This is a genomic window from Chryseobacterium sp. Mn2064 (assembly GCF_049319685.1).
GTDB lineage: Bacteria > Bacteroidota > Bacteroidia > Flavobacteriales > Weeksellaceae > Chryseobacterium.
This window is the reverse complement of record NZ_JBMOUE010000001.1, coordinates 570014-596446: the sequence shown is the minus strand read 5'-3', so window position 1 is coordinate 596446 and position 26433 is coordinate 570014. Positions and strand designations below refer to the sequence as shown.

Annotated in this window: 1 protein-coding gene; it reads right to left on the bottom strand. The window is 39.7% G+C overall.

Features of this window, described 5'->3' with window-relative positions; all coding sequences use genetic code 11:
• Positions 1-85 precede the first annotated feature (85 nt).
• A complete protein-coding gene (locus ACL9RH_RS02575) occupies positions 86-25909 on the bottom strand; it encodes an SDR family NAD(P)-dependent oxidoreductase (protein WP_422691764.1) in 25824 nt (8607 codons plus the stop codon).
• Positions 25910-26433: the final 524 nt, after the last annotated feature.

Genomic DNA, 26433 nt, shown 5'->3' with positions numbered 1-26433 from the left:
TAATTTTTTGGTGGTCTGATGGAACATCCATACTTGTTTCCTTGTGTTGTAAAGAATTTGTGGTATGGGTGTTTCATAATATCTTTTAAAATGTAGGTTCTTTTTTATAGGTGTGTAAAAGAGGATGCAGCTTTTGCTCTTCCCGAACTTGTATCACAGGTTGTACATGAATAGTCTGATGTACAGAACTTTCCTCCTTTTTGGCAAACCAGTAACTTTCCCTTGCAAAAGGATAAGATGGTAAACCAATAATGGATGGTTGAGTATCCGGATACAACAGATTCCAATCGATAACGGCTCCTTTTATCCATAATTGAATCAGAGAGTAGCTTTCTTTTTCCTGAAGTGCACTTTCCAGATAAGCTTTTCCTGCTTTTCCTTCCAGCATGATTCCGGCATCATCTTTACGCACATTTCCTGTAAGCAATTCTTCACGATGGTGTTTGAGATAGTTATTCAGCTGTGTGATCAGATCTGTTGTACTTCCTGCTAAAAATGCTAAACGCTCTTCCATAGCCTCTCTTCCTGTCTGCAAAGTATAAGCAAGATCATAAAGGTTAATTTCTGACTGTTTTTCAACAAAATCTTTCAGTTCTGCCACTTTCTCTCTCAATCTGTGAGAATTTTTAGCGGACAGGAGAATGATCGCCGGTTCGGAAATGCTTTGAGTTTCTGACTGAGGGCTCATATATTCCTGAATAATGATGTGGGCATTACTTCCTCCCGCGCCGAAACTGCTGATTCCGGCTATTCTTGGTTTGTTATCCTGGGTCTGCCATTCTTCCAGAGACTGTTGTACTCTGAATGGGCTGTTTTCAAAATCGATATTCGGATTAAGCACTTCAGAATGCAGGGAAGGAACCAACTGCTTGTGCTGCATTTGGAGCAAGACTTTTGTTAACCCAGATATTCCTGCTGCTGATTCACAGTGTCCGATATTTGATTTTACGGAACCTACACTGCAAAATTGTTTTGTTTCAGAATCGAATGCATTGTTTAGCCCAGTCAGTTCAATAGGGTCTCCTAAACTTGTTCCTGTTCCGTGTGCTTCAATATAGCTGAAATCTTCAGGTTTTACTCCTGCTTTCTTCATGGCTGCTGTAATGACTGCTGTTTGAGCTTTTGGATTCGGTACGGTATAGCCATTGGTTTTACCGCCATGGTTTACTGCTGTACCTTTAATGACTCCATAGATACGATCACCATCTGCAATGGCACGGCTGAGAGGTTTTAATAATACCGCTCCTACTCCTTCGCCAGGTACATAGCCTTCTCCGCCTTCACCAAAACTTTCGCATCGCCCTTTACTGGAGGCAAATCCGCCTTCACTTAAAATTAAAAATTTGTTCTGATGAAGACTCAGATTGACTCCTCCGGCTACTGCCATCTCTATTTCTCCTGACTGTAAATCTTTACAAGCCATGTGAATCGCTGTTAAAGAAGAAGAACACATGGTATCTACCGCCATACTAGGTCCATGGAAATTGAAGAAATAGGAAACGCGGTTGGCAATACCACTTGGATTCCCCAATAAAGCGGTAGGATTTCCTTTTGCGGTTTCTTCTGCTCCAAATAACTGATATTCTTCGTACATGACTCCCACGTACACTCCAACCTGTCCTGACATACCACTTACTTCATTCACTTTTCCCTGAAGTTTGGTTTTTGTATACCCTGCATCTTCCATGGTTTCCCATACTGTTTGCAGAAAAAGTCTTTCCTGAGGATCCATGATTTCTGCTTCTCTTGGAGAGATATTAAAGAATAAAGGATCAAAAAGATCAATATCTTCCATAAATCCGCCCCATTTGCTATAGGTTTTACCTTCTTTTCCTTTTACAGGATCATAAAAATCGCTGATCTTCCATCGATCTACAGGGATTTCCCGTATGCTGTCTTTTCCTGCTTTGAGATTCTCCCAAAATTCATCCAGATTCTTAGCATCGGGATATTTTCCACTCAGTCCGATAATGGCTATATCTTCTGATAATACAGTTGATGCAGCATTTTGCTTTTCTCTATTTTGTTTCTGTTGATCTAAAGAAGTATCTGCTACTGCAGGGTGTATATTTTTCACCTGATCTGCGAACGCTACCTGCTTATGCTCGACAGTTATTAATGATCCTGTCAGCTTCAGAAGTTCATTGCGATGGGTTTTCAGGAAATAAGAAACCAATTCCCCCAACGTCTGGCATTCAAAGAATACTGTTCTTGATACTTTCCCCAGCTTCTCTTCCAGGAGATTGGTTAATCTTACTACAATGGTAGAATCGATTCCGAACTCTTCAAACGGAATATCCTGCTGTAATTTAGCTACAGGAATTTTTAAAGTTCCGGCTATTAATTTTCCGATATATTCAACAGAGGCTTCATACAGATCGTCATCTGACTGGGAAATTGGAGTTTCCTTTACCATTTCTTTTTGAGGTAATGAATTTTCTTTTTCTAGCCCAAGTTTTTCAGGATCACCATAAATGACAATTCCCTGGTTGATATTACTATTCAATAAAGTTTCAAAGGCATGGATTCCTTCGGCTGTTGGCATAGAGCACAAGCCAAAATGATGCGCCATATATTTCTCCTGTTCTGCGGTGATCTGCATTCCTCCTTCTTTCCATAATGGCCAGTTGATGCTAATTGTTTTTCCTGTTCTTTTTCCGCGAAGACGTTCCGTTTCACGATGGTCAGCAAAATGATCCAGCCATACGTTAGCTGATGCATAATCCGCCTGTCCTGTATTCCCAAATATTCCAGCTAATGATGAAAAATATACGGTGAAATCAAGACTCTCATTTTTGGTAGCCTGATCAATGTTTTTAGCTCCTTTTACTTTGGCAGAGAAAACTTCCTTAACCTCAGCAGCTGTTTTATGGATCATCAGACTATCTCTGGTCACCCCTGCGCTATGAATGATTCCATTAATCTGGCCGTATTGATTTTTGATATTACCCATTAACGCAATTACGCTCTCCAAATCAGTAATATCGCATTGTTCGTAAGCTGTGTTGGATAGTTGTTTTAATCTTCCTTTTTGTGAAACATTAAGCTCGCTTCTGCCTACCAATATTACTTTTGTTGCTGTATTCTGATTGAAGTATTCTGCAAATAATAACCCTAATCCTCCCGCTCCTCCGGTAATAAGGTAAACTCCATTTTCTTTAATGGTTGCTTTTACTTCCTGATTTTTGGTTATGTTTAAAGCTTTTAGCGTCTTTATTTCTCTTTTTCCAAGGTGATAGCGGACTTCGGCATCTGTATTTTCCTGTTCAGTCTGTAAGATTCTCACTAATTCATCCAGCCCGTTAATGGACAGACTGTCTACTTCAATCAATTTTGCTGCTGATATTAAGCTTTCCTGTACAGCTGTTTTCAATATTCCTGAAATAAAGCTATACTCCATTCTTTCTGCACCAGGATAAACCAATTGAATCATCTTCCCGACAGGTTTTCTTTGCTGTATTTCCTCCAGAATCTGAATACATATTTCTTCAGGAGCATTTTCGTGAATGATCTTTACTTCACATTCCAGGTTTTCTTCCAACTTTTCTGCTAATATTGCAGAACCGCCCGCAAGAAAAACCAAAGGATCAGCTGTTGTATTCGTTCTTTTTGGGTTTAATTCATTTACAACAGTTTCCTGCCATTCATGAGTGTATATATGTAACCCAATCCCGTTTCCTAAAGTTTCTGTATTCTGAGATTTATTTTCAGAAGATGGATGATGGCCGTTTTCCAAGGTTAGCATCACCAACTCCATAAAACTGATCAGAACTTCTCCATGCTGGTTCAGCATTTCAATTTCATAGCTGCTGGATTGCTTACCTGAGCTATTTTTTCTTACATAGCACCATATTTCTTCTGGTAAAACTTTATAGATATTAATTTCTCGTACACTGAATGGCAACATCAGCTGCTGAGTCTGGTCGAAAAGACTGATTGCCATACAGGTTTGTAATGCTCCATCCATCATTCCCGGGGACAGGATAAATCCGGTTTCAGGAGTAAGCGCAATTCTTGATAATGCAGAGTCTTCATTATACCAGACTTCCTGAACGCCCTGGAAGGTTGTACCATAATCCAATCCAATGGATCTAAACACTTCATAATAGCCTTCTTTATTCATTTTTTTGATAAAGCTGCTTTGTAATCTATGAATATCTTTAGGATGAGGAACTTCACTATGAGAGGTTCCCATTATTCCCTGTCCGTGCAATTGTTTTTCGCCCTGACCTGAGTAGATTTTATACGTCCACTCATTGTGTAATGCTTCAATCGCAACGTTAAGCCTCAGCTGTTCACCATTACTCTTTACAGGTTGTAACCAGTTCACTTCTCTCAACTGAGCTATTGAAACCTCGGTACCTAACTCGCCTGCTACACGAGCCATTTCAAGATAAGTAACGCCTGGCAGAACCTGTTCTCCATATACTTTATGATCTCTTAAAAAAGATTCATTTCCATTCAATACACTCGTAAACAAACAATTATTCAGATTTGAATTATTCTGGTGTAATAAAGGATGTGCGATTGCAGAATCACTGCTGATCTTCTGTTCAGATTTCAGCCAATACCTTTCTCTGGCAAAAGGATAATGTGGTAAAGAAATTTTGGTATACCTGTTTTCCTCATACAATAGTTCCCATTTTACCGGGAATCCTTTTACCCAATATTCTCCTAAGGTGGTCCAGGATTCATTGGCCAGGGCATTCTGAATTGCAGATGCTTCAGAAGATCTGTTGACATCTTTTTTATGCTGTCTGATGTTTCCTGTAAAATAAAATCCTCCTTTTCCCGCTGTAAAATCCGTAAGACGATTGATTAAATCTTCCATCGTTTTTGCAGGAATAGCCAGTCTTTCTTCCATTTCTGATCTTCCGATCTGAAGCGTATAGGCAACATCATGTAAGCTAATCAACGGTTCGTTTTTGAGATGCTCCACAAGCTGTACAGCCTGCATGATCAATTGTTCTCTGCTCTTGGCAGACAATACGATTAGTACTTCTCCACTCTTAAAATTTTCCTTTTCCTGAGGAATATATTCTTCAATCACCATATGGGCATTGGTTCCACTAAAGCCAAAATTGCTGATGGCTGCTCTTCTTTTTGTATGGGCCGGGGTATTCCAGGCAGTTAATGTATCCTGTATCTTAAATGGGCTTCCTTTAAAATTGATTAATGGATTAGGGTTTTCATAATTAATGCTTGGAGGCAGTTGTTTATGTTTCATGGCCAAAAGCACTTTTAATACACTCGCCACTCCGGCAGCTTCCAATGCATGCCCGATATTGGTTTTTACACTTCCCAGACTGCAGAAATTCTGTTGGTGGGTATAGGCTCTGAATGAAGCGTTTAAAGCTTCAAATTCTATAGGATCACCCAACCCGGTTCCTGTACCGTGAGCTTCCACATAGGTGATGGTTTCAGGATTAATATTGAATTTTTCATACACCTCTTTCTCAAGTTCTTGCTGAGATAAGACGCTTGGTGCGGTAATTCCGTTGGTTGTACCATCCTGGTTGGTCAAACTTCCTTTGATCACTCCATAAATACGGTCGTTATCACGTTCAGCATCTGCCAATCTTTTCAATACAACAACGCCAACGCCTTCTCCCATTACAAAACCATTGGCTCTGCTATCAAAGGTATAGCATCGTCCGTCTTCAGATAACATCCCTGCCCGTACCGCCATATCATGAGCGTGGGCAGAATTGATGATATTGACTCCTCCTGCTAACACAAGATCGGTATCTCCTCTCTGAAGACTGTTAAACCCAAGATCCATAGCTACCAATGAACTTGAACATGCCGTATTCACTGCTATTGCAGGGCCTTTTAAATTAAGGAAATAAGAAATTCTTGATGCTAAGATGGCACTTGAATTTCCCCAAAGCGCTGAAGGCAATGTTCCTTCTGTTCCGGCAATATAATCGCTGTGTCCGGCCCCTGCATATACTCCACATTTTAGGGATGAAAGGGAATCCGGGTTGATTCCTGCATCTTCAATTGCTTTCCAGCTATGTTCAAGGAATAAACGCTGCATAGGATCCATCATTTCTGCTTCAGATCCTGAAAGCTTAAAGAATAAAGGATCAAAATAGTCTGGATTTTCTAGACAACTGGCCCATCTTTTCTGTCCTTCAAAGCTTCCCTGATCTTCTGTCCATTTCTCCTGCTTTACTTCATTGACAAGACATTGCCCTTCCGCCAATACTTTCCAGTAGGCATCCAGGTCATTGGCTGTTCCAAATTGTCCGCTTATTCCTATAATGGCAATTTCTGCAGAAGTATTCGTATAAGCTGAAACTTTACTTTCTACTGTTTGACTTTTCTTTTCAGTAAATAGGATTTTATCTGTAACAGAATATTCATTAATCTTCACCGAAGGCTGCAATTCTTCAGAAAAATTCTTTACCAGATAATCGGCCATTAAAGTGATGTTAGGATAACTGTATAAATCAGTGGCTTTGATGGTAATATTTAATTCAGAATTGATATTATTTACCAGTTCTACGGCCATAATTGAATCAAAACCATAGTCTTTAAACTGAATGGTGACATCAAAATCTTCTTCTGGCAAGGCAATGGTTGCTGCTGCGATCTGAATTAATTTTGCAGTCAGCCAACTGTTATCCTGAACTGTTTCTTTATTTACATTAGTAGTACTAACCTTTTCTTCAACGGTTATTACGTTGTTTTCTGAAACATTTTCCAATAATTCATAATCAGATGCTTTAACAGAGACAGTAACAGTCTTTTTCCCTTCCGGAATCCAGTAACGGTTGCGCGCAAACGGATAAACCGGTAAACTTATTTTCGCTGGTTTTTGCCCTGAATAAAAAGCGGTCCAATCTTTTAATGTGCCACTTAACCAGCTTTCTGCCATTGAAATTAAACCTGTATTATTTTCTTCCGATTTGTAAACAGGGACATTCAAGTCTCTATTTTCGGAAAGAAGATGGATAAGATTCTTGATATCAGCTGCTATAAATACCGCTTTTTCCTTCATCTTTTCGCGTCCGTTTTGCAAAGTATAAGCAACATCATGTACATTAAGCTGAGGATTCAACTCCAGATAGTTCTTAAGATTAACGATCTGCTGTTGAAGCTGCTCCTTCGTTTTTGCGGACAATGGAATAATAGCACTTCCTTCTATGTTATGAACCAATTTTGATGACTGATATTCTTCAATAATGATGTGTGCATTGGCACCTCCAAATCCAAAGCTGCTGATTCCGGCAATTCTTAGTTTATTTCCTTCTGTAATCCATTCTGTAGTTTCTTTTTGCAAACGGAATGGAGTATTTTCCATCTGCAAATACGCATTTGGATTTTGCAGGTGTGGATTACCCGGTAACATTTTATGTTTCATGGCCATCAGTACTTTTGCGAGTCCGGCCATTCCGGCTGCAGATTCAAGATGTCCTGCATTTGTTTTAACACTTCCAATGCTGCAATACGCTTTTTGCGTCGGCTGAAGCCCTTTGTCTTCGTATAATGTATTGAATGTTAGCTTCAATCCTTCAATTTCTATGGGATCTCCCAATGCTGTTCCTGTTCCATGGGCTTCTATATAACTGATATCCCGTGGGTCTATATCTGAATTTCGGTATGCTTTTACCAGCAGATCTCTTTGTGCATTGGGATTCGGGGAAGTTAATGTATTGGCTCTTCCACCATGGTTTTCAGCTGTTCCGCGAATGACTCCGTAAATGTGATCACCATCTGCTTCGGCTTTGCTTAAAGATTTCAGAATCACAATTCCTACTCCTTCTCCACGAACGTAGCCATTAGCACGCTGATCGAAGGTTTTGCACCTTCCATCTTCACTCAACATTCCTGCACTGCTGAAGGAAAGTGTCAGTTCAGGAGATAGTATAGCGTTCACTCCTCCTGCAATGGCCATATCACAATTTCCGTTTCTAATCTGCTCTACTCCGCGGTGAATGGCAATTAATGCACTTGAACATGCGGTGTCCACAGGCTCACTTGGCCCGTGAATATCCAACAGATAAGAAATTCTGTTCACCAGTATAGAATGAGCTGCTCCGGTAGAAAACTGTGCCAGGCTTGTCAAATCGGTTCCGTTATTCAAAAGCAGAGAATAATCCACCGCAGATACTCCTATAAATGTTCCGGTATTGGTTCCTCTCAATGCTGAAGTAGCAATTCCTGCATCTTCTAGTGCGTGGTATACGGCTTCAAGGGTAATCCTTTGTTGAGGATCCATTAAAGCAGCTTCTTTAGGTGAAATATTGAAAAATAAAGGATCAAATTTATCGATATCACTGATAAATCCGCCCCATTTTGCTTTGGTTTTACGGCTTTCTTTTTGAGGATCTCCGTAATATTCCTGCCAATTCCAACGGTCTGAGGGAATTTCGGTAATCAAATCCTCATTGTTTTTAATTCTTTCCCAGAAAGTATTGATGTCTGGTGATCCCGGAAAACGCCCGCTGATTCCTATAATAGCAATTCCTTCTTCAGATGATTTCTGCGAGGCTGTTACTGGTGAACTGTTGTTTTGTAAAGCATGTTGTCTGCTTTTACGCCCGATAAACTGTTCAGATTGAGTTGAATCTTGGGCTGAAATAACAACTTTTGAAACACTCTCGCTTTCTATTGCCAGATTCGGATATTCTTTGATCAGGAATTCTGCGAACAATCCAATAGCTGGATAGTTGTAGAATACTGTCGGCATTAATTTCAGATTGTAGAAATTATTCAAAGCACTGGTAAACTGAGTCATTAAAAGAGAATCAAAGCCATATTCGCCAAATTCTGTTTCCTGATCAACGGTAGCAACATCCATTTTGAGCAGTTGTGCTACAATTTTACTCACCTCCCTGATGATCTTATCTTGAGCCGCTTTTGAATCACCAGTCTTTTCTGCAGAAGATACTGAAATAGCTTTTTGAGCAGCACCTGCAGTGAATGTATTTCCTGTTGTTCTGGAAATTCCTTCTTCTTTACCGAAATAAACAGCATACTGTCCTGCTTTGGCTTTTAGAATCAGGTCAAACATTTCAAGGCCTGTTTCTGTAGCCATTGGGACCATTCCAAACTGACTTTCAAGATATTTTTCTCCTGCCGCGCTTACCTGCATTCCACCGGATTTCCATAATGGCCAGTTCAGACTAATCGTTTTTCCTGATCTCTGTCCTCTGGTAACTGCATCATTTCGATATTCAACATAATGATCCAGATAAGTGTTGGCTGATGCATAGTCTGCCTGTCCGGCATTTCCTGTCACTGCCGCAACGGATGAAAAGAACATCATAAAGTCAAGAGCTTCATTTTTGGTTACCTCATCCAATACCTGAGCTCCTAAAATTTTAGGGTTCAGTACCTGCTGAATATGTTCCTGAGTCTTATTCTGAATAAAACTATCTCTAAGTGTTCCTGCACTGTGAATAATTCCGTTCAGCTTCTGATGGTTCTCTTTAATAGCTGTAAGCAATCGCTCTGTATCCTGATAATCTGTAATATCGCATGGATAATACGTTGTTCCCGGAATTTCAGACAGCAATTTCTCGATCTCCTGATCTGCATTTCTTCTGCCTGTCAGGATAATTTTGACATTTTTAGTTTGGCTTAAATACTTGGCAAAAATACGTCCCAAGCCACCGGATCCACCTGTAATAAGGTATACTCCATTTTCACGGATTGCCATTTGATCTACCGTTATATTTTCTTTCACAACCGGCCTGAACTGTTTTGTTTTGAAAACATTCTGATCAAAGCGGATTTCTGCATTTTTTCCCAATCCATTTTTCAGGAATCCTGTCAGGAAATCTAAGTCTAAGTTATTCACACCGATGGTCTGCCCAGTGATTCCTGGGTTTTCCTGAACTACTGTTTTCAACAGACCGGTAATAAATCCTGCCTGTGGATACTGATGATTTGGGTATACCACTGTGATATGCATTGAAGTGTTTTTCTTCAAATAACTTTTAAGTTGTTCAAGTATCGTAGTAAAATATTCCACTGGCTGATCGATTGTAATAGCCTGTACCTGGAATCCTAATCTTTCTTTTAATGCTTCTGCCAATGAATCTGTACCTCCTGCAAGCCAAATGAATTGTTTTTCAGTCTCTCTTACCTGAGTACTTTCTACAGTCATTTCTTCCCAAACGGGCTGGTAAATAAATGTATCTGTATCTTTTTTAACAGATTTAGTTGGCTTAAAACCATCTAACGGAAGGGCTACGAAGTTTCGGAAACTCAACAAAACAACACCATTATCGTTGATCAAGTCAATATCATATGCTGCTAATTTATCATCCGCTTTGGTTTGTTCATTTTTACGTGCATATGCCCATAACGACTGTTCTTCAAGCGTTTTGTAACAGCTCATTTCTCCCATAAAATAAGGAAGCGCCAATGCATATGATTCGTCTGCGAGTTGCTGGAAACCATAAATGGTATGGAGCATACTATCGAGAATTCCTGGCGTATACATAAAGCCATCAAGACTGTCAAGATTTATTTTAGCCAGGCAGCCATGGGCATCTGCATACATCTTCTGAACACCCTGGTAAGTGGTACCCAGATCAAGGCCTGCTGCCAAGAATTCGGTATACATTCCTTTTCCGTCCAGTACTTTATTAGCTTTAGCCTTCAAAGTATTGATATCTATATTTTCCGGCTGAATCAGTTGATCTGTCAATATCTGGCCGTTACCATGAACTGTTTCTTCACCGCTGTAGACTTCATAATAAAGCAGATCATCTTCTCTATAAATTTCGGTTGAAATACTGGCATAATCTCCTACCACTGTAATAGGATTCACCCAGCTGATATTTCTTAGCTGTGTTACTTTTTGTCCGGTACTCAATGTTCCGGCAATTCTTGCCAGTTCTAGATAAGCAACTCCCGGAAGCACTTTTTCATTTCTTACTTTATGGTCGCTCAGAAAAACTTCTTCACCTGAGAAAATACTGGTATATTTCTGTTCGTTTAAATTTGATTCATTGCTATGCAATAATGGATGAATCCTGGTATTGGTCATCGTTTTTAGCAGGAATGAACTCGCAGGGATCCAATATCTGTTTTTGGTAAACGGATAAACTGGCAAGTTGATTTTTGAAGGATGTCCGTTAGTATATAACAGGTTCCAATTTACAGACGCTCCTTTTACCCATAAAGCAGCCAGTGAAGTGATATCTTTATTTTCAATAGCATGACTGATGTAGGTATTTCCTGAGCCTGTTTTATCCTGTTTTATATTTCCTGTAAATGTATGTTCTGAGTTCCCTGAAATATAGTCGGTCAGTTTATTTATCAATTCAAATCTATCAGGAACCACCATAGCCAGCCTTTCTTCCATTTCATCTCTTCCTACCTGAAGGGTATAAGCGATATCAAAGAGATTCGTTTCCGGTTTTTTCTGAATAAAATCTAAAAGATTATGTACCTGTTGCTTAAGATTATCTTTTGTTTTTGCTGAAAGAGCAATGATCGCCTGTGAGTTTTCCTGATAAACGTTGTTATGTTCCGGTCGGTATTCTTCGATGACAATATGCGAATTGGCTCCTCCAAATCCAAAACTACTGATTCCGGCAATTTTCGGACGGTCATCGGATGTGATCCACGGACCGGTTTCTGTTCGTAACTGGAAGATGCTTCCGTTTAACTTCAGGTATTCATTAGGGGTTTTCAAATGTGGATTTCCTGGTAATGTATTGTGCTTCATGCATAGCAATACTTTGATTGTACTTGCAATACCTGCCGCAGATTCCAGGTGCCCAATATTGGTTTTTACGCTTCCAATACTGCAATGAGGTGTTGCAGGCTGTTGAAGTCCTTTATCCTTATATAAATCTTTAAAAGCAAGCTTAAGTCCTTCTGCTTCTATTGGATCTCCGAGAGGCGTTCCGGTACCGTGAGCTTCAATATAGCTCACATCACGCGGATCGATTCCTGCGCTGCGGTAGGCATGTAATAAAAGATCTCTCTGTGCAATCGGATTCGGTGAGGTTAACGTATTCGCTCTTCCCCCGTGGTTTTCTGCCGTGCTTCTGATCACCGCATGAATAGGGTCTCCATCTGCAATGGCCTGTTTCAAGGATTTTAGGATGATAATTCCAACTCCTTCTCCTCTCACATATCCATTGGCACTTTGATCGAAGGTTTTACATCGTCCATCTTTGCTCAACATTCCTGACTGGCTGAAAGAAAGGGTCAGTTCGGGAGAAAGTAATGCATTTACCCCTCCAGCAATGGCCATATTACACATTCCGTTTCTGATATTTTCAACGGCTCTGTGAATGGCAATCAATGAACTTGAACAAGCAGTATCTACCGGTTCACTGGGTCCATTGATATCCAGTAAATAGGATATTCTATTCACCATCATGGAATGTACGGAGCCTGTAGTGGTATGCATTTGTCCTGCTAAATCTGTTTCATGACGAAGACGTATCAGGTAGTCGGAAGCAGATACTCCTATGAATATTCCGGTATTGGTTCCTTTGATGGTTTCTGTGGCAATTCCACCATCTTCCAACGCTTCGTATACTGCTTCCATGAGAATACGCTGCTGCGGATCCATCAGTTCGGCTTCCATTGGAGAGATGCTGAAAAACGCAGGATCAAACTTATCGATATCTGTAAGGAAACCTCCCCATCTGGAACGGGTCTTATTTTTTTCTGTTAAAGGATCTCCATCGTATTTTTTCCAGTCCCATCGGTCTGCGGGAACTTCTGTGATCAGATCTTTATTTTCGCTGATATTTTTCCAGAAAGTATCCAGATCCGGAGATCCCGGAAAACGACCACTCATCCCAACGATGGCAATAGGTTCGCTTGCAGAGTGTAATTTTGGAGTGTAAGGATTGATCTTCTTTACCGGTGTTGCCACAATTGTTGAAAAAGCAGTCTTTTTTGCAGTTACTTTTTCAGTGGCAACGGGTTCAGGTTCTGGTGTAGCTGCTACCTCCCCATGCAATGCACTAAGGGATTTCGCATATTCTTCTGTCATAAACGCAACCAACTTATTAACTGTTGCATAATTATAGAATACGGTTGGCATCAAATCCAGATCGTAGTAACCGTTCAATTCATTGTTGAATCGTGTTAACAAGATAGAATCAAATCCATAGTCTCCGAATTTTTTATCGTTTTCAATTTCGGATGGTTCCATTCTGACTAATTCAGCAACGATGCTGACTATTTTATCAGTCACTTTTCCTTTCAACAGGTTAGCTTCAAGAGGTGCTGCTATTTTTTCTACAAAAGATTCTTCAGCAACTTCTTCGATCGTATTTTCCTTAGAAATTGTTTCAGGCCCGTCCAGTGGAAGTGCTACAAAATCTCTAAACCCGATCAGTACATCTCCCTCATCATTCAATAGATCCAGGTCGTATGTAATGACCTGATCACCTTCTTTATAGTTTTCGCTTTTTCTTGCATACCCCCATAATGCTGCAGGATTTGTTATAGGCTGATAGAAATTGACTTCTCTTACAAAATAAGGGAGCTCCAGTGAATAGGCTTCTCCTCTGGAAATAACCAACCCGTAAATTGTATGTAAGAGACTATCCATGATTCCGGGTGTATACATACAACCTTCAAGCTCTTCAAGACTGATTGCTGATAAAGCAATACCCTCTCCTACGTGAATCTGAGTAACCCCTCTGAAGCTTTTCCCGAGATTCAATCCGGTTTCTTTGAAGTTCTGATAGATTTCTGCTCCCGGGATTACTTTTGTACAGGCTTTTTTCATTAGCTCCAGATCGTATCTTCCCAGAGGTTCTACATCACCGGTAATGATTACACCGTTTCCATACAGAAGCTGGTTATTGTTCTTGTTATATATTTTATAATGAATTCCTGTCGGTTCTGGTTCCAATGCAACGGCAATAGAAACGGTTCCATTTTCCAGTTTTAATGGGTTCAGCCAACTTACATTTCTCAATTTTACCACTTGCTTTTGAGAACTCAAAGCGCCTGCGACTCTTGCTATTTCCAGATAGGCTACTCCTGGCAATATTTTCTCACCTCTTACGATGTGATCGTCAAGGAAAGATTCACTTCCGTTATATATTGCAGCGTATTGCTGTCGCTGACCATTGGATTCGTTGGTATGTAACAGAGGATGCAGATGTTTGTCTGCTGCTTGTGTATAAATCATTCTTTTCTGAGAATCTGGAATCCAGTAACGTTGTCTTGCGAATGGATAAACAGGAAGGCTGATTCGTTTTGGTAAAATATCGGTGTATAATAGTTTCCAATCGACATCAATTCCTTTTACCCATAGCTGAGCAAGGCTTTTGATTTCATTATTTTTGAATGCTGTTTCTACATAGGCTTTTCCTGCTGCCCCCTCAAGAAGGAAGCCAATTTGCTCCTGATTGGTATTTCCCTGATAGAATCCAAAACTGTCACCGTTGGTATAATTTTCCAATTGAACCAATAAATCTTCCTTAGTTTCTGCAATCCAGGCAAGACGCTCTTCCATGGCTTCACGTCCTGACTGTAATGTATAGGCAAGTTCATGTAAGTCGGTTTCAGGGTGTTCTTGCAGGAATATTTTCAGCTGTGATGCTTTGGCTTTTAAGCGATCTCCATTTTTTGCAGATAATAAAATAACGGCAGGCTGTCCTTCTACAATTTCATTTCTAGTGGTAGGAATATATTCTTCTATAATTAAGTGGGCATTGGCTCCTCCAAAACCAAAGCTGCTGATTCCAGCAATTCTTGGTTTATTGTCAGAGACTTTCCAGTCGGTTGTATTTTGCTGTAATCTGAATGGACTTCCTTCCAGCTTTAAGTATGGATTGGTCTGAATCAGGTGAGGATTTCCCGGCAATGTTTTATGCTTCATCGCCAGAATCACCTTCATCACTCCTGCAATTCCTGCAGCGGCTTCCAAGTGACCGATATTTGTTTTAACACTTCCTATACTGCAATAGGCAGCTTCTGCAAAGGTTTGATTTCTTTGTTTGTATAAAGTATTGAAGGCAAGTTTTAATCCTTCTATTTCAATAGGATCTCCCAGCGGTGTTCCTGTTCCGTGGGCTTCTATATAGCTTACATCTTCGGGGTTGATTCCTGCTGAAGTATACGCTTTCACCAAAAGCTCTTTTTGGGCATTCGGATTGGGAGAAGTCAGTGTATTGGCTTTTCCACCATGATTTTCTGCGCTTCCACGGATAATTCCGTAAATATGATCCCCGTCTGCTTCTGCCTGTTCCAATGATTTTAAAATAACCACTCCTACTCCTTCACCACGAACATAGCCGTTCGCACTCTCATCAAATGTTTTACAGCGTCCGTCCGTACTCAGCATTCCTGATTCGCTGAATGAAAGAGTCAATTCCGGAGAAAGAAGGGCATTTACCCCTCCGGCAATGGCCATGGTACTGTCTCCGTTTCTGATATGCGCTACTGCTCGGTGAATGGCAATCAGTGAGCTTGAACAAGCTGTATCTACCGGTTCACTTGCGCCACGAATATCCAGCAAATAAGATATTCTGTTAACTAGAATAGAATGTACTGATCCTGTGGCATAATGTCCTTGTCCTGTTAAATCGGAATAATTATTCACCAACATAGAATAGTCAGAAGTGGAAACCCCGATAAAGATGCTGGTATCTGTTCCTTTGATCTTATCCGGTGCAATGGCGGCATCTTCCAAAGCCTGGTAGACAGCTTCCAAGGTGATCCTTTGCTGTGGATCCATCAATTCTGCTTCACGAGGAGAAATATTAAAGAATAAAGGATCGAATTTATCAATATCAGATATCAAACCACCCCATTTGGCTTTGGTTTTATTTTTCTCTTTTAACGGATCCCCATAATAGGCTTTCCAATCCCATCGATCTGGAGTAATTTCGGTAATCAGGTCTTTATTCTGGCTGATGTTTTTCCAGAAGGCATCTAGGTTTTCAGATCCAGGGAAACGTCCGCTGATTCCAATAATAGCAACTGCCTTTTGCTTTGTATTGATACTGTTGCTAGTAGAATTAACACCTATTTTTGGTACAACAGAACGTTCTTCATTATTGAATGCCGTTCTTTTATGAGCCATTCTTACGGGTTGAGTCTCTTCTGATTTTACCTGTACTGATGTACCATGCTTCTGAGCTACTGACGTATAATGTTCTTCCACTAAGAAATCTCTCAGCTCATTGATGGTTGGATAATTGTAAAAAACAGTAGGCAATACTTTAAGCTCATAAAATGTATTTAACTGACGGGCAAATCTGGTTAATGACACAGATTCAAAACCGTAATCACCAAATGCTTTATCTTTTTTAATGGCTCCCGGATTTAATTTCAGCAATGCTGCTACTGTTTCAATAATTTTGGCGGAGACTTTTTCAGCTATTTCAGATTGATCAATCCCTATTTGAGCCTTTGAAGGAGATTCTCTCTTAACTATAGAAACCGGTATCTCTTCATGAATATTTTCATAAGTCACCAGAATTTCTCCTTTTCCATGTTTGAGTAGCGTGTCAAAAGCTTTAAGACCTTCTGAAGATGGAAGTGATAGAGAGCCCAATTGCTTCTCCAGATCCTGTACGTCTTCTTCATTTACCTTCATTCCTCCTTCCTGCCACAGAGGCCAGCAGATGCTGATCGTTTTACCGTTTGTCTTTTTACCTGATCTTTCGGCATTTCTGTAGGCCGCATAGGTATTCATATAAGTATTGGCGGCTGCGTAATCAGATTGTCCGGCATTTCCTTTACTACTTGTGATGGATGAGAAGAATACCATAAAATCTAAAGGCTGATCTTTGGTGGCTTCATCAATATTTCGGGTTCCTTCAACTTTTGCGGCAAAAACTTCGTCTACCTGTAAAGGAGTTTTGTTAATAATATAACTGTCTCTGAGAACCCCTGCACCATGAATGACTCCATTTACCGGTCCGTATTCCTGATTGATAAGGTGTATCAGCTTCTGGGTTTCTTCAAAATTACCAAGATCACAATGATGATAAACAGCACCCGGGATTGGAGACAATGAATTTTTTATGGTTTCAGACCAAGGGCTTCTGCCAGTCAATACAAAAGTAATATTGTTCTGGGTACAGATATGTTCTGCAATCTTTACACCTAATCTTCCCGCACCACCAGTTAAAAGATAAACTCCTCCCTTTTTAAAGGTAATATTTTCTGTATTTTGTGCATCGAAATTTACCGGAACTGATTTTTTCACGGTTCTTTTACCTTCAGTATAGGCAACCTCAATGTCTTTATTATTTTGTTCGGCTTCAATAATTGTGGTCAGTTCTTCAAGGTTTTTCACTGATAACTGATCTACAGCAATTACTTTTCCTGTCATCTCAGGATGTTCAAGATGTGCTGTTTTAAGCAATCCGGCTATAAAACCATATTCCGGATAATCGTTATTCTGACAGATAATCGTGATTTGATTACGGCCTTTTTCCTTTATTTTCTCTTTGATGATAGATAGAACAGAATTGAAAAAAGCTGACTGCTTTTCCTGGTTTATGGCTATAACCTCCTGCCCCAATTCTTCCTGCAGTTTATCGCATAGATCAATAGCGCCACCTGCAATAAGGATTGTTTGGTTGATGGTTTCAAGCTGATCTGAACTTAAAGCTTCTTCTTTCCATTCCTGTTGATAATAAACAACTTTTGCTTTTTCATTGAAAGCAATCTTCTCTCCTGATTGATTAGAGTCTTTACTTCCTAAAGGCAGAAATATAAAGTCTTTAAAAGATAATAGCACTTCTCCGTTTTCATTTAGCAGATAAAAATCAGCGGTTACTGTTCGATTATTATCCTTACCATCTTTTCTTACAGCATAGCCCCAAAGTTCCTGAGCTTCTTCAATTCCTTTATAGAAATTAACTTCTCCGGCATAGAAAGGCAATACCAATGTGTAAGGATCCATTAATCCATATACAGCATGAAGAAGACTATCCATGATGCAAGGCGGATAAGCACAACCTTCATTATGAACACGATTTATTTTCGATAAGGCATATTCTTTTGCAATATATAAGGTCTCTACCTGTTGGAAACTTCTCTTCAGATTCAATCCTGCTGAATCAAAAGCTTTGTATAGCTCTGCGCCTGCAATTTCATTCACACAGTCTTTTTTAAGCTGCTGAATTTTCATTCTTGCAGGAGCTTCCGCTAAAATCTGGGAAATTCTACCATTATTATGAGTAATAAGAGTATCTTCACTTCCGCTGTATATTTCATAGGCTACTTCTCCCTGATCACGATATAATCCGACATGAAGTGTTTCTGATTGATTCACCCAGAAAGGATTGATCCAGCTCACCTCTTTAAGCTGCGTAACCTGCTGATGGGTACTGAATTCTCCTGCTGCTCTTGCCAGTTCCAAATAAGCTACTCCCGGTAGGATCTTCTGATAGCGTACCTGATGATCTGCCAAAAATGATTCTTCCCCGCTAAAAATACTGCTGAATTTTTGTTGATCCAGATCCGAAGTATTCTGGTGCACCAGCGGATGTAACGTTCTGTTGATGATTTTTTCTGTAGGGATCAGTTTTTCCTCTGCTGCAGGAATCCAATAGCGTTCTCTTGCAAAAGGATAAGTAGGCAGGCTGATCTTACGAGGTTGTTTTCCAGCGTAAAGCAGATTCCAGTTGAAGGTAGATCCCTGTATCCAAAGACCGGCAATTCCGGCCCAATCTCCAGTGTTGATTTTATTCTGAACTTCTACGGATTTTTCATCTGCTTTAGTTCCTATTTTACAGGTTCCTGTTGTATATATTGTACTTATTTCTTTTTGAGCAGCATTATCTTTTAAAAACTCATTCAAAGCATTTATTAATGATGGAATATCCTTTACCACAAAAGCAACTCTGCTTTCCATAGCTTCTCTACCTGTCTGTAAGGTATAAGCGGTATCCAACAACGACAGGCTGCTATCCTTTTCTAAGCTATATTTTAAGTTATAGACCTGTTCCTGAAGTCGTTCTTCATTTTTCGCTGACAACACGATGATAGCAGGATCTAATGTCAATTCATTTTCAGCCATCTGCTCTGATGTTCTGAATTCTTCAATAATCAGGTGAGCATTGCTTCCTCCGGCACCAAAAGAGCTTAGCATTGCTCTTAACGGTAATTCTTCCTGTTGTCCGTTATGACTAGTGATCACAGGTCTTTTCCATGGAGCCAGATTTTGAGGAACATAGAAAGGCGTATCCTCAAAGCTGATATTAGGATTCAGTGTTGCTGAGTGAATGGAAGGTACAAGAAGATTATGCTTAAACTGTAACAGTATTTTTGTCAATCCGGCAATACCTGCTGCAGCTTCCAAATGTCCGATATTGGATTTCACAGAACCGATGGCACAGAATTGTTTGTCTTCGGTATATTCATCAAAAGCTTTACAAAGACCTGTCATTTCAATAGGATCTCCTAAAGAAGTTCCTGTTCCGTGGGCTTCTACATAAGAGATGGTGCGCGGATCGATTCCTGTTTTCTGCAGAGCGGTTTGGATCAGCTCTCCCTGTAAATTAGGACTTGGCACGGTATATCCATTGGTTCTTCCGTTATGATTCACGGTAGATCCTTTAATAACGCCATAAATCTGGTCACCATCAGCAATTGCTTTTTCCAGAGGTTTAAGTAAAACGGCTCCGATTCCCTCACCAGGCACATAGCCATCTCCAATTCCAAAGCTTCTGCAGCGTCCGTCACTGGCTAAGAAATTATTCTGACTCAGGAATAAATATTTACTCAATGAAAGAGATAGGTTCACTCCTCCTGCAATACAGCTGTCGGATTCTCCACTTCTGATACTTTCACAAGCGTAATGTATGGCTGTTAACGAAGCTGAACAAGCCGTATCTATCGCCATACTAGGTCCTGTCCAGTTAAAGAAATAAGATACTCTGTTAGGAATACTGTATAAAAGTCCGCTTGGTGCGACAGGATTTCCCTTGGCTGTTTCTTCAACCCCAAGATTAACGTAAGGCTGCCATAATGCACCTACGAAAACACCTACTTTTTTAGATTGTTCCGTCAATTTTTCGCGGGTAATTCCGGCATCTTCCAATGTTGACCAAATGACTTCCAAGAATAACCTTTCCTGAGGATCGATTTTCTCAGCTTCTCTTGGAGAAATATTAAAAAATAGCGGATCAAATTTATCAACATCATTGATAAAGCCTCCCCAACGGGCATATAACAATCCATTCTCTCTGTCTTCATCAAAATGATCTTTATATTCAAAACGATCCTGCGGAATTTCTTCAATGCAGTCGTCTCCTTTTTTCATCAAATCCCAGAAATCGGAAAGGGTATTCGATTTTGGATATTTTCCGCTCACTCCAACAATTGCAATGTCTCTGTTGTTGCTTTTTTCTGCGGAATTATCAACGGAAACAATCTCTTCTATTCTTTCCTGTGTTGAGTTTATTTCCTCAGGTTCTCCCAGCAGATCTTTTAAGACTGCGGAATGTTTTTTCTGGAAATATCCTGCTAATTCATTGATATTACGGTATTCGAAAAACAGGGTTTTGGATAAGTTTCCGAAAGTTTTGGCTAATAATCTGTTCAGATCGATGATCATCCTTGAGTTGATTCCCAGTTCTTCAAAGGAAGTTTCAGCATCCATCTCATCTTCTTCCAACCCAACACCTTCATGTAGAAGTTTTTTTAAAAGGTTCTCAATCTTTTCTATTGCCAGCTCACCACTTTCGGCAGTTTTCACTTTCGGAGTTCCTGATTGCGCTGATGTATTGACATTGGCAGCATTGGTTGTTTCTTTAATGGAAAATCCATTAAGCCTGGCTATAATATTACCTTCAACATCCATCACCTGCGCATCAAATTTTCTGATGCCGCTTCTGGTTTTATTGGCTTCGTGCGCTACGGTATGTACGTAACACTCACCAGGAATCTGGCCTGTAAAAACAATCTCATCTATGGCAACCGGAATATATTTGGAGTTTTCCAAACCATTAGGCTTATTGTTAATAATTGCAGTCTGGAATACTCCTGTCAGCATACTTGGATGTAAAATATAATCCGGTAACGTTTCTGCCACGTGTAAAGGAAGGATCAGATGTCCTAATGCCTCTTCTTTGTTGGTCCATAGTTCCTTCATCGGCATAAAAGAAGGTCCTACATGCAAGCCTTCTGCGATGATTTGTTCATAAACGGTTTCCCTGCTTATGGGTAGGTTTAATTTTTCTTTGGCAGCCTGAATATCGAAAGTTCCCAGCTCACCAGGTTCAATAACGGTTTCCATGTTAACATCCCCCATTGCATGTACCGTTTTTCGGCCATTCATATCCTCACTGAATATTTCGTAAGCATATTGGTCTCCTTTCGGTACCATCTGAATAAAGGCATTGATGGCAGGCCCAGAAGAAGATAATACCTCTGGCCAGTAATTATTGGATAAGCTACATATTCTTTTCCCAAGCAATGTGGCGGCCTGTCTGCCCATTTCAATATAGCAGGCTCCCGGAACATTGTATTTTCCATCCACCACATGATCCTGCATGAAGAATTCTTCGTTGCTGTAGCGTTTTCTAAACAGTAAGTTGTTCAGGTCTGATTTTTCTGCATCTACCAGTGAAGTTGTTGCTAAATAACTTATTGTAGCGTTGTTGGCTAAAGATTCCGTTATTTTTTCAGGATCGAAAGAAGGAACCTCAGCGGCAATATTAGCTGCAAGATCTTTAATGGTATTATACTCGATCAGTAGAACCGGATTGATTGTCGCTCCAACATGTTCTGTCAATTTTGCAGAGAGCTTTACCAATCCTGCAGAATCCAATCCTAGTTTATTGAAACTGTCTGTATCTGTTATGACTGAATTTTTAGGCAAAATATCAGCAACCATATTCCTCAATACGGATGAAAAATCTCCTTTTTCAGCATCTTTGTTTTCACTTTGAACATTATTTAATACATGTTCTACGCTAAGGTGGGACTCTATTTTGGCAGCAATTCCTTCAATCAAAACGGCCTGACCGGATTTTGAGGTATTGTCTGCACTTAATAATTTCAGGAACCCTTTTAATGCATCTTCGTTAAGCATTGGTTTCATCCCGAAAACCTGCCATAAATGTTCTCGTTCTTCATCGGAGACGGTAATTCCTCCACTTTCCCACAATGGCCAGTTGATGGCCAGGCTGATTCCCTGATTTCCTTTTGCTGTTTCTCTTCTGTTTCTGATTTCCATCATATGATCGAGGAAATTATTAGCGGAAGCATAGTCACATTGTCCCTGATTAGGCATTAATGAAGCAATGGAAGAAAATACGATAAAGAAATCTAGTTTTTCTTTCTGAAGGCATTCGTCCAGATGAATGGTTCCATATACTTTTGGAGTGATTACTCTTTCAAACGAATCTGCTTTTTTGTTGATGATAAAAGAATCTTCAATCAGGCCCGCTGCGTGAATAACTCCATTGATGGCTTTCCATTTCTTTTTGACTCTGGAAAGCGCTGCCGAAAGTGCTCTCTTATCCGCCACATCCGCTCTGTAATATGCTGCATTTCCACCAAGCTGTTGCAGTTTATGAAGTTTTTCATCAATGATTTCGTTCTTCGCGCTTCGACCGATTAATACGATATTTGCTTTATAATGTTCTGCCAGATAAGCGGCGAATACCATTCCTAAGCCTCCAGTACCTCCAGTAATGATGTAGCATCCTTTTTCCTTTAACAACAGCTCTGATGAGGTGTTGTTAAATTGTTTTACCGGAACAATGGTTCTCTCCTGCCTTCTTCCATTACGGTAAATGACTTCAAGAAGAGGAGCCATAATATAATGAGTCATCTCCTGAATTATAATTTCCTGATAAGAAGATTTATCCTCTTCGCTGATCCCCAGTGTTAGAATGGAAATTCTTGGGTTTTCATACGCTAGTGTTCTGGCAAACCCTCCGGCCATTTGTTGTATCGCTGCAGATTTTGTATCGGTATGGTTGTAGGCAAACAGCAACTTAATTCTTCCTGAATATTCAGCGGTAATTAAAGCTTGTGAGAGATATAATAATGCATAGATGTCCTGCATATTTTCGGCTACCTGTTCGCTACGGCTCATGCTCCATCTGTAGATCCAGGTATCTGTAACGATTCCGTCTTCAGCAAGATCTTTAGTCAGACTTTTGAAAGAAGTGGCGTCTGTAACATCAAGCTGGTAAGTATATTGATCTTTTTTCTCATAAAAACTTCCCGGCAGAACTAAAACCGGTATTGTGTAAGGCTGTTTTTCTTTTATACTTTTATATAAGGATTCGTTCGTATCAAAAATAATAATGGAAGCAGGTCTTTCTGCACGAATTCCCAATGGTCTCTCCAGCCAGTCTGCTGTATAATGCAGACTTTCTACAACAGGTACAGCTGTTTCCTCGATGGTTGCTGTTCCCGACTTGTAGGATCTTTTTACAAATTCATTAAATTCCAGAATGATATTTCCCTGCTCATCACAAAGAAACATATCAAAAGAAAATCGGTTTCCGCTCTGATAGGTATCTGATTTTCTGACATAGGCGTAATGAGCGTCTGCCAGATTACCATAACAACGAACTGCCTTTAAATAGAATGGCAGTAATTGATGCTGATTGTCGACATTTCCCCAAATGCATAATCCTACCACTGTTTGAAAAACCCCATCAAATAAAGACGGTTCCCAGACTTTTGAGGAGAGCAGATTTTCTTTTGTAGTGGGTTTTATTACGCATATTGCTTCGTCATCTGTAAAGAAACCATGCGTTATCGTCTGGAAGGTCTCTCTGTAAGATAAGCCTTCTTTTTTGAACTCCTGATAGATTTCTTCTGCTGTCTTTTCAATGGAGCAACGTTGTTTTATTTTTTGTAAATCAATAGCTCCAGCAACATTGGTTTTACTTTTCAGCGAGATATTTCCATTGGAATGAACGCCTTCTTTTGTGGTGATTTCAAATGAAAATCCTGTATTTACCGGTGTAAGTTTGATCTGTAAAGGAACATTTTCCTCATATACTTTTACTGAATGCATCCAGCAAACATCATTCAATTCATGAACCGTGCGGCCACTTGCCTTCTCTGCAACAAATCTTGCGATTTCGAGATACGCAACTCCAGGCATCATGCATTCTCCCTGTACGACATGGTCATGGATGAAATAATCTGCAGGTTTTAAAAGTGTTTCATATTCCCATTGCTGTTGGTCTTTATTTGAAAACGGCATCAAAGGAACCTCAACCTCCTGAACTACAATTGAATTTGCAGCTACTGCAGACACAGAAGTCGCATCCATCCAGCATCTTCTTCTTTCAAAAGGATATCCCGGTAAAGAAATTCTCACTCCAACCGCTGATTGATCTTCACTATTGATCTCTTTCTTTTCAATTTTTTCTGTGGAAATATATTCTTCCAACTGGCCAATAAGATTTTCTATATCAGAAGCAACAAAAACAGCTTTAGCAGCCATTGCGTCTCTACCATTTTGTAAGGTAAATGCAATATCCTGAATGTGTAATGTTGTATTATTTTTTCTTATAAAGTCTGTAATTCTTTCAGCATATGCTTTTAATTGTTTTTCTGTTCTTGCTGATAATGGGATGATATAATTTTTTACTTTCTCATTTGTATTTCTGATTTGCTCTCCTTGATAAGCCTGCAAAATAACGTGTGCGTTTACTCCACCCATTCCGAAAGAACTCACCCCGGCTGTTAATGCTCCGCTTTGAATTCCGGCTTCAGAGGGTTTCCATTCTGTTGCTTCAGTGGAAATGATAAACGGACTTCCTTTTAAATCGATATAAGGGTTTAGCTTTTTATGATGTAAGATTCCCGGTGTTTTCCCATGCTGCATACACAGTAAAACTTTAATAAGTCCGGCAATACCGGCAGCACTTTCAAGGTGGCCGATATTGGTTTTTAATGCGCCCAGAGTACAATGGATGTTTTCTTCTGTTCCGTATTGGCTGAATACTTTTTTCAAAGCACTGATCTCGATGGGATCTCCCAAAGGAGTAGCAGTACCGTGGGCTTCAATATAGCTTACATTTCCGGCTTCCAGTGCAGCATCTTCCAAAGCTGCATTTACCACTTCAGCCTGTGCGCGTACACTTGGAGATGTCAATGAGTTGGATCTCCCGTTATGATTAACTGCAGTTCCTTTAATCACTCCGATAATATGATCATTATCTGCTATGGCCGCCGTTAAAGGTTTTATAAAAATACAGCCTACACCCTCTCCCCGTACATATCCGTCTGAGCTTTCATCGAATGTTTTACATTTTCCCTCGGAAGAAAGCATTCCGGATTTTCCGTGAGACAAATACATGGTAGGGGTGATCAATGCATTCACTCCTCCAACCAGTGCCGATTCGCAATTTCCTGAACGGATATCACGAATAGCGTTATGCAATGCCACAAGAGAACTTGAGCATGCTGTATCTACTACTTCACTTTTCCCCCTGATATCAAGAAAGAAAGAAACCCTGTTCGCCAAAATAGAATGCACCGTACCTGTAGAAACAAACGAACTGATCTCCTGATGGGTAGACTGGAGCATTTCTGCATAATCATTTTTGGAAACGCCCACATATACTCCTACTTTTCTGCCTGATAAACTTTCTGTGCTATATCCTGCATCCTCTACTGCATGCCACGCCGCTTCTAGAAACACCCTGTGCTGGGGATCAATATATTTGGCTTCCTTAGGCGATATATTAAAAAACAAAGGATCGAATTTATCCATATCATTGATAAATCCGCCCCATTTGCTATTGGTTTTAGGTATATCTGAAGCGGGATCACCATAGTAATCGCGCCAATCCCAGCGAGACTCAGGAATTTCTGTTACGCTAAAGGTTCCATTCATGAGGTTTTCCCAAAAATCATGGTAATTATCCGCCCCGGGAAATCTGCATGACATTCCAATAACAGCTATATCATTATTCTTAAGCTGATCGTCCAGCTGAAGATGAGTTTTTGAATTATTATCTTCCATGTTTTTATATTTTTAAAATAGAAATGAGCTATCCTGCCCAAGTGATTATACAATCATTGGGTATGGTGAAAAAATAGTCTCACCCTAGGTGAATTCTATTGTTTGTTTAGGAATAAATGATCAATGCCTTTTTATACTTAATAGTTGGGAAGAGCCGATTTGGTAAGTAAAGGAAATTTTGATTAGGTTGGGATTAAAAATCTCATCCATCCTGAACAGGTGTTTAAGATTTTTGTGGGTAGGCACATTTTTCATAGAAGTTTAATTTTGTTCATTTAGTTTTAATATACGAATCCCCTATGGTTAGGGGGTTTTAATAGTTTTTCGTTATCTATGTCTCAATTTGGTGATATGCTAATGTAAGTCTTTTATTAATATAAACATCATTAAAATAATATTAATTTATTAGGATGTTTAATTAAATTACCCATAACAAATCAAGAAATATCACTTATTTTATTCATTATAAAGCTTTTACATTGATGCTATTCTAAACATAATAATAATCACATAAACGTGAATTT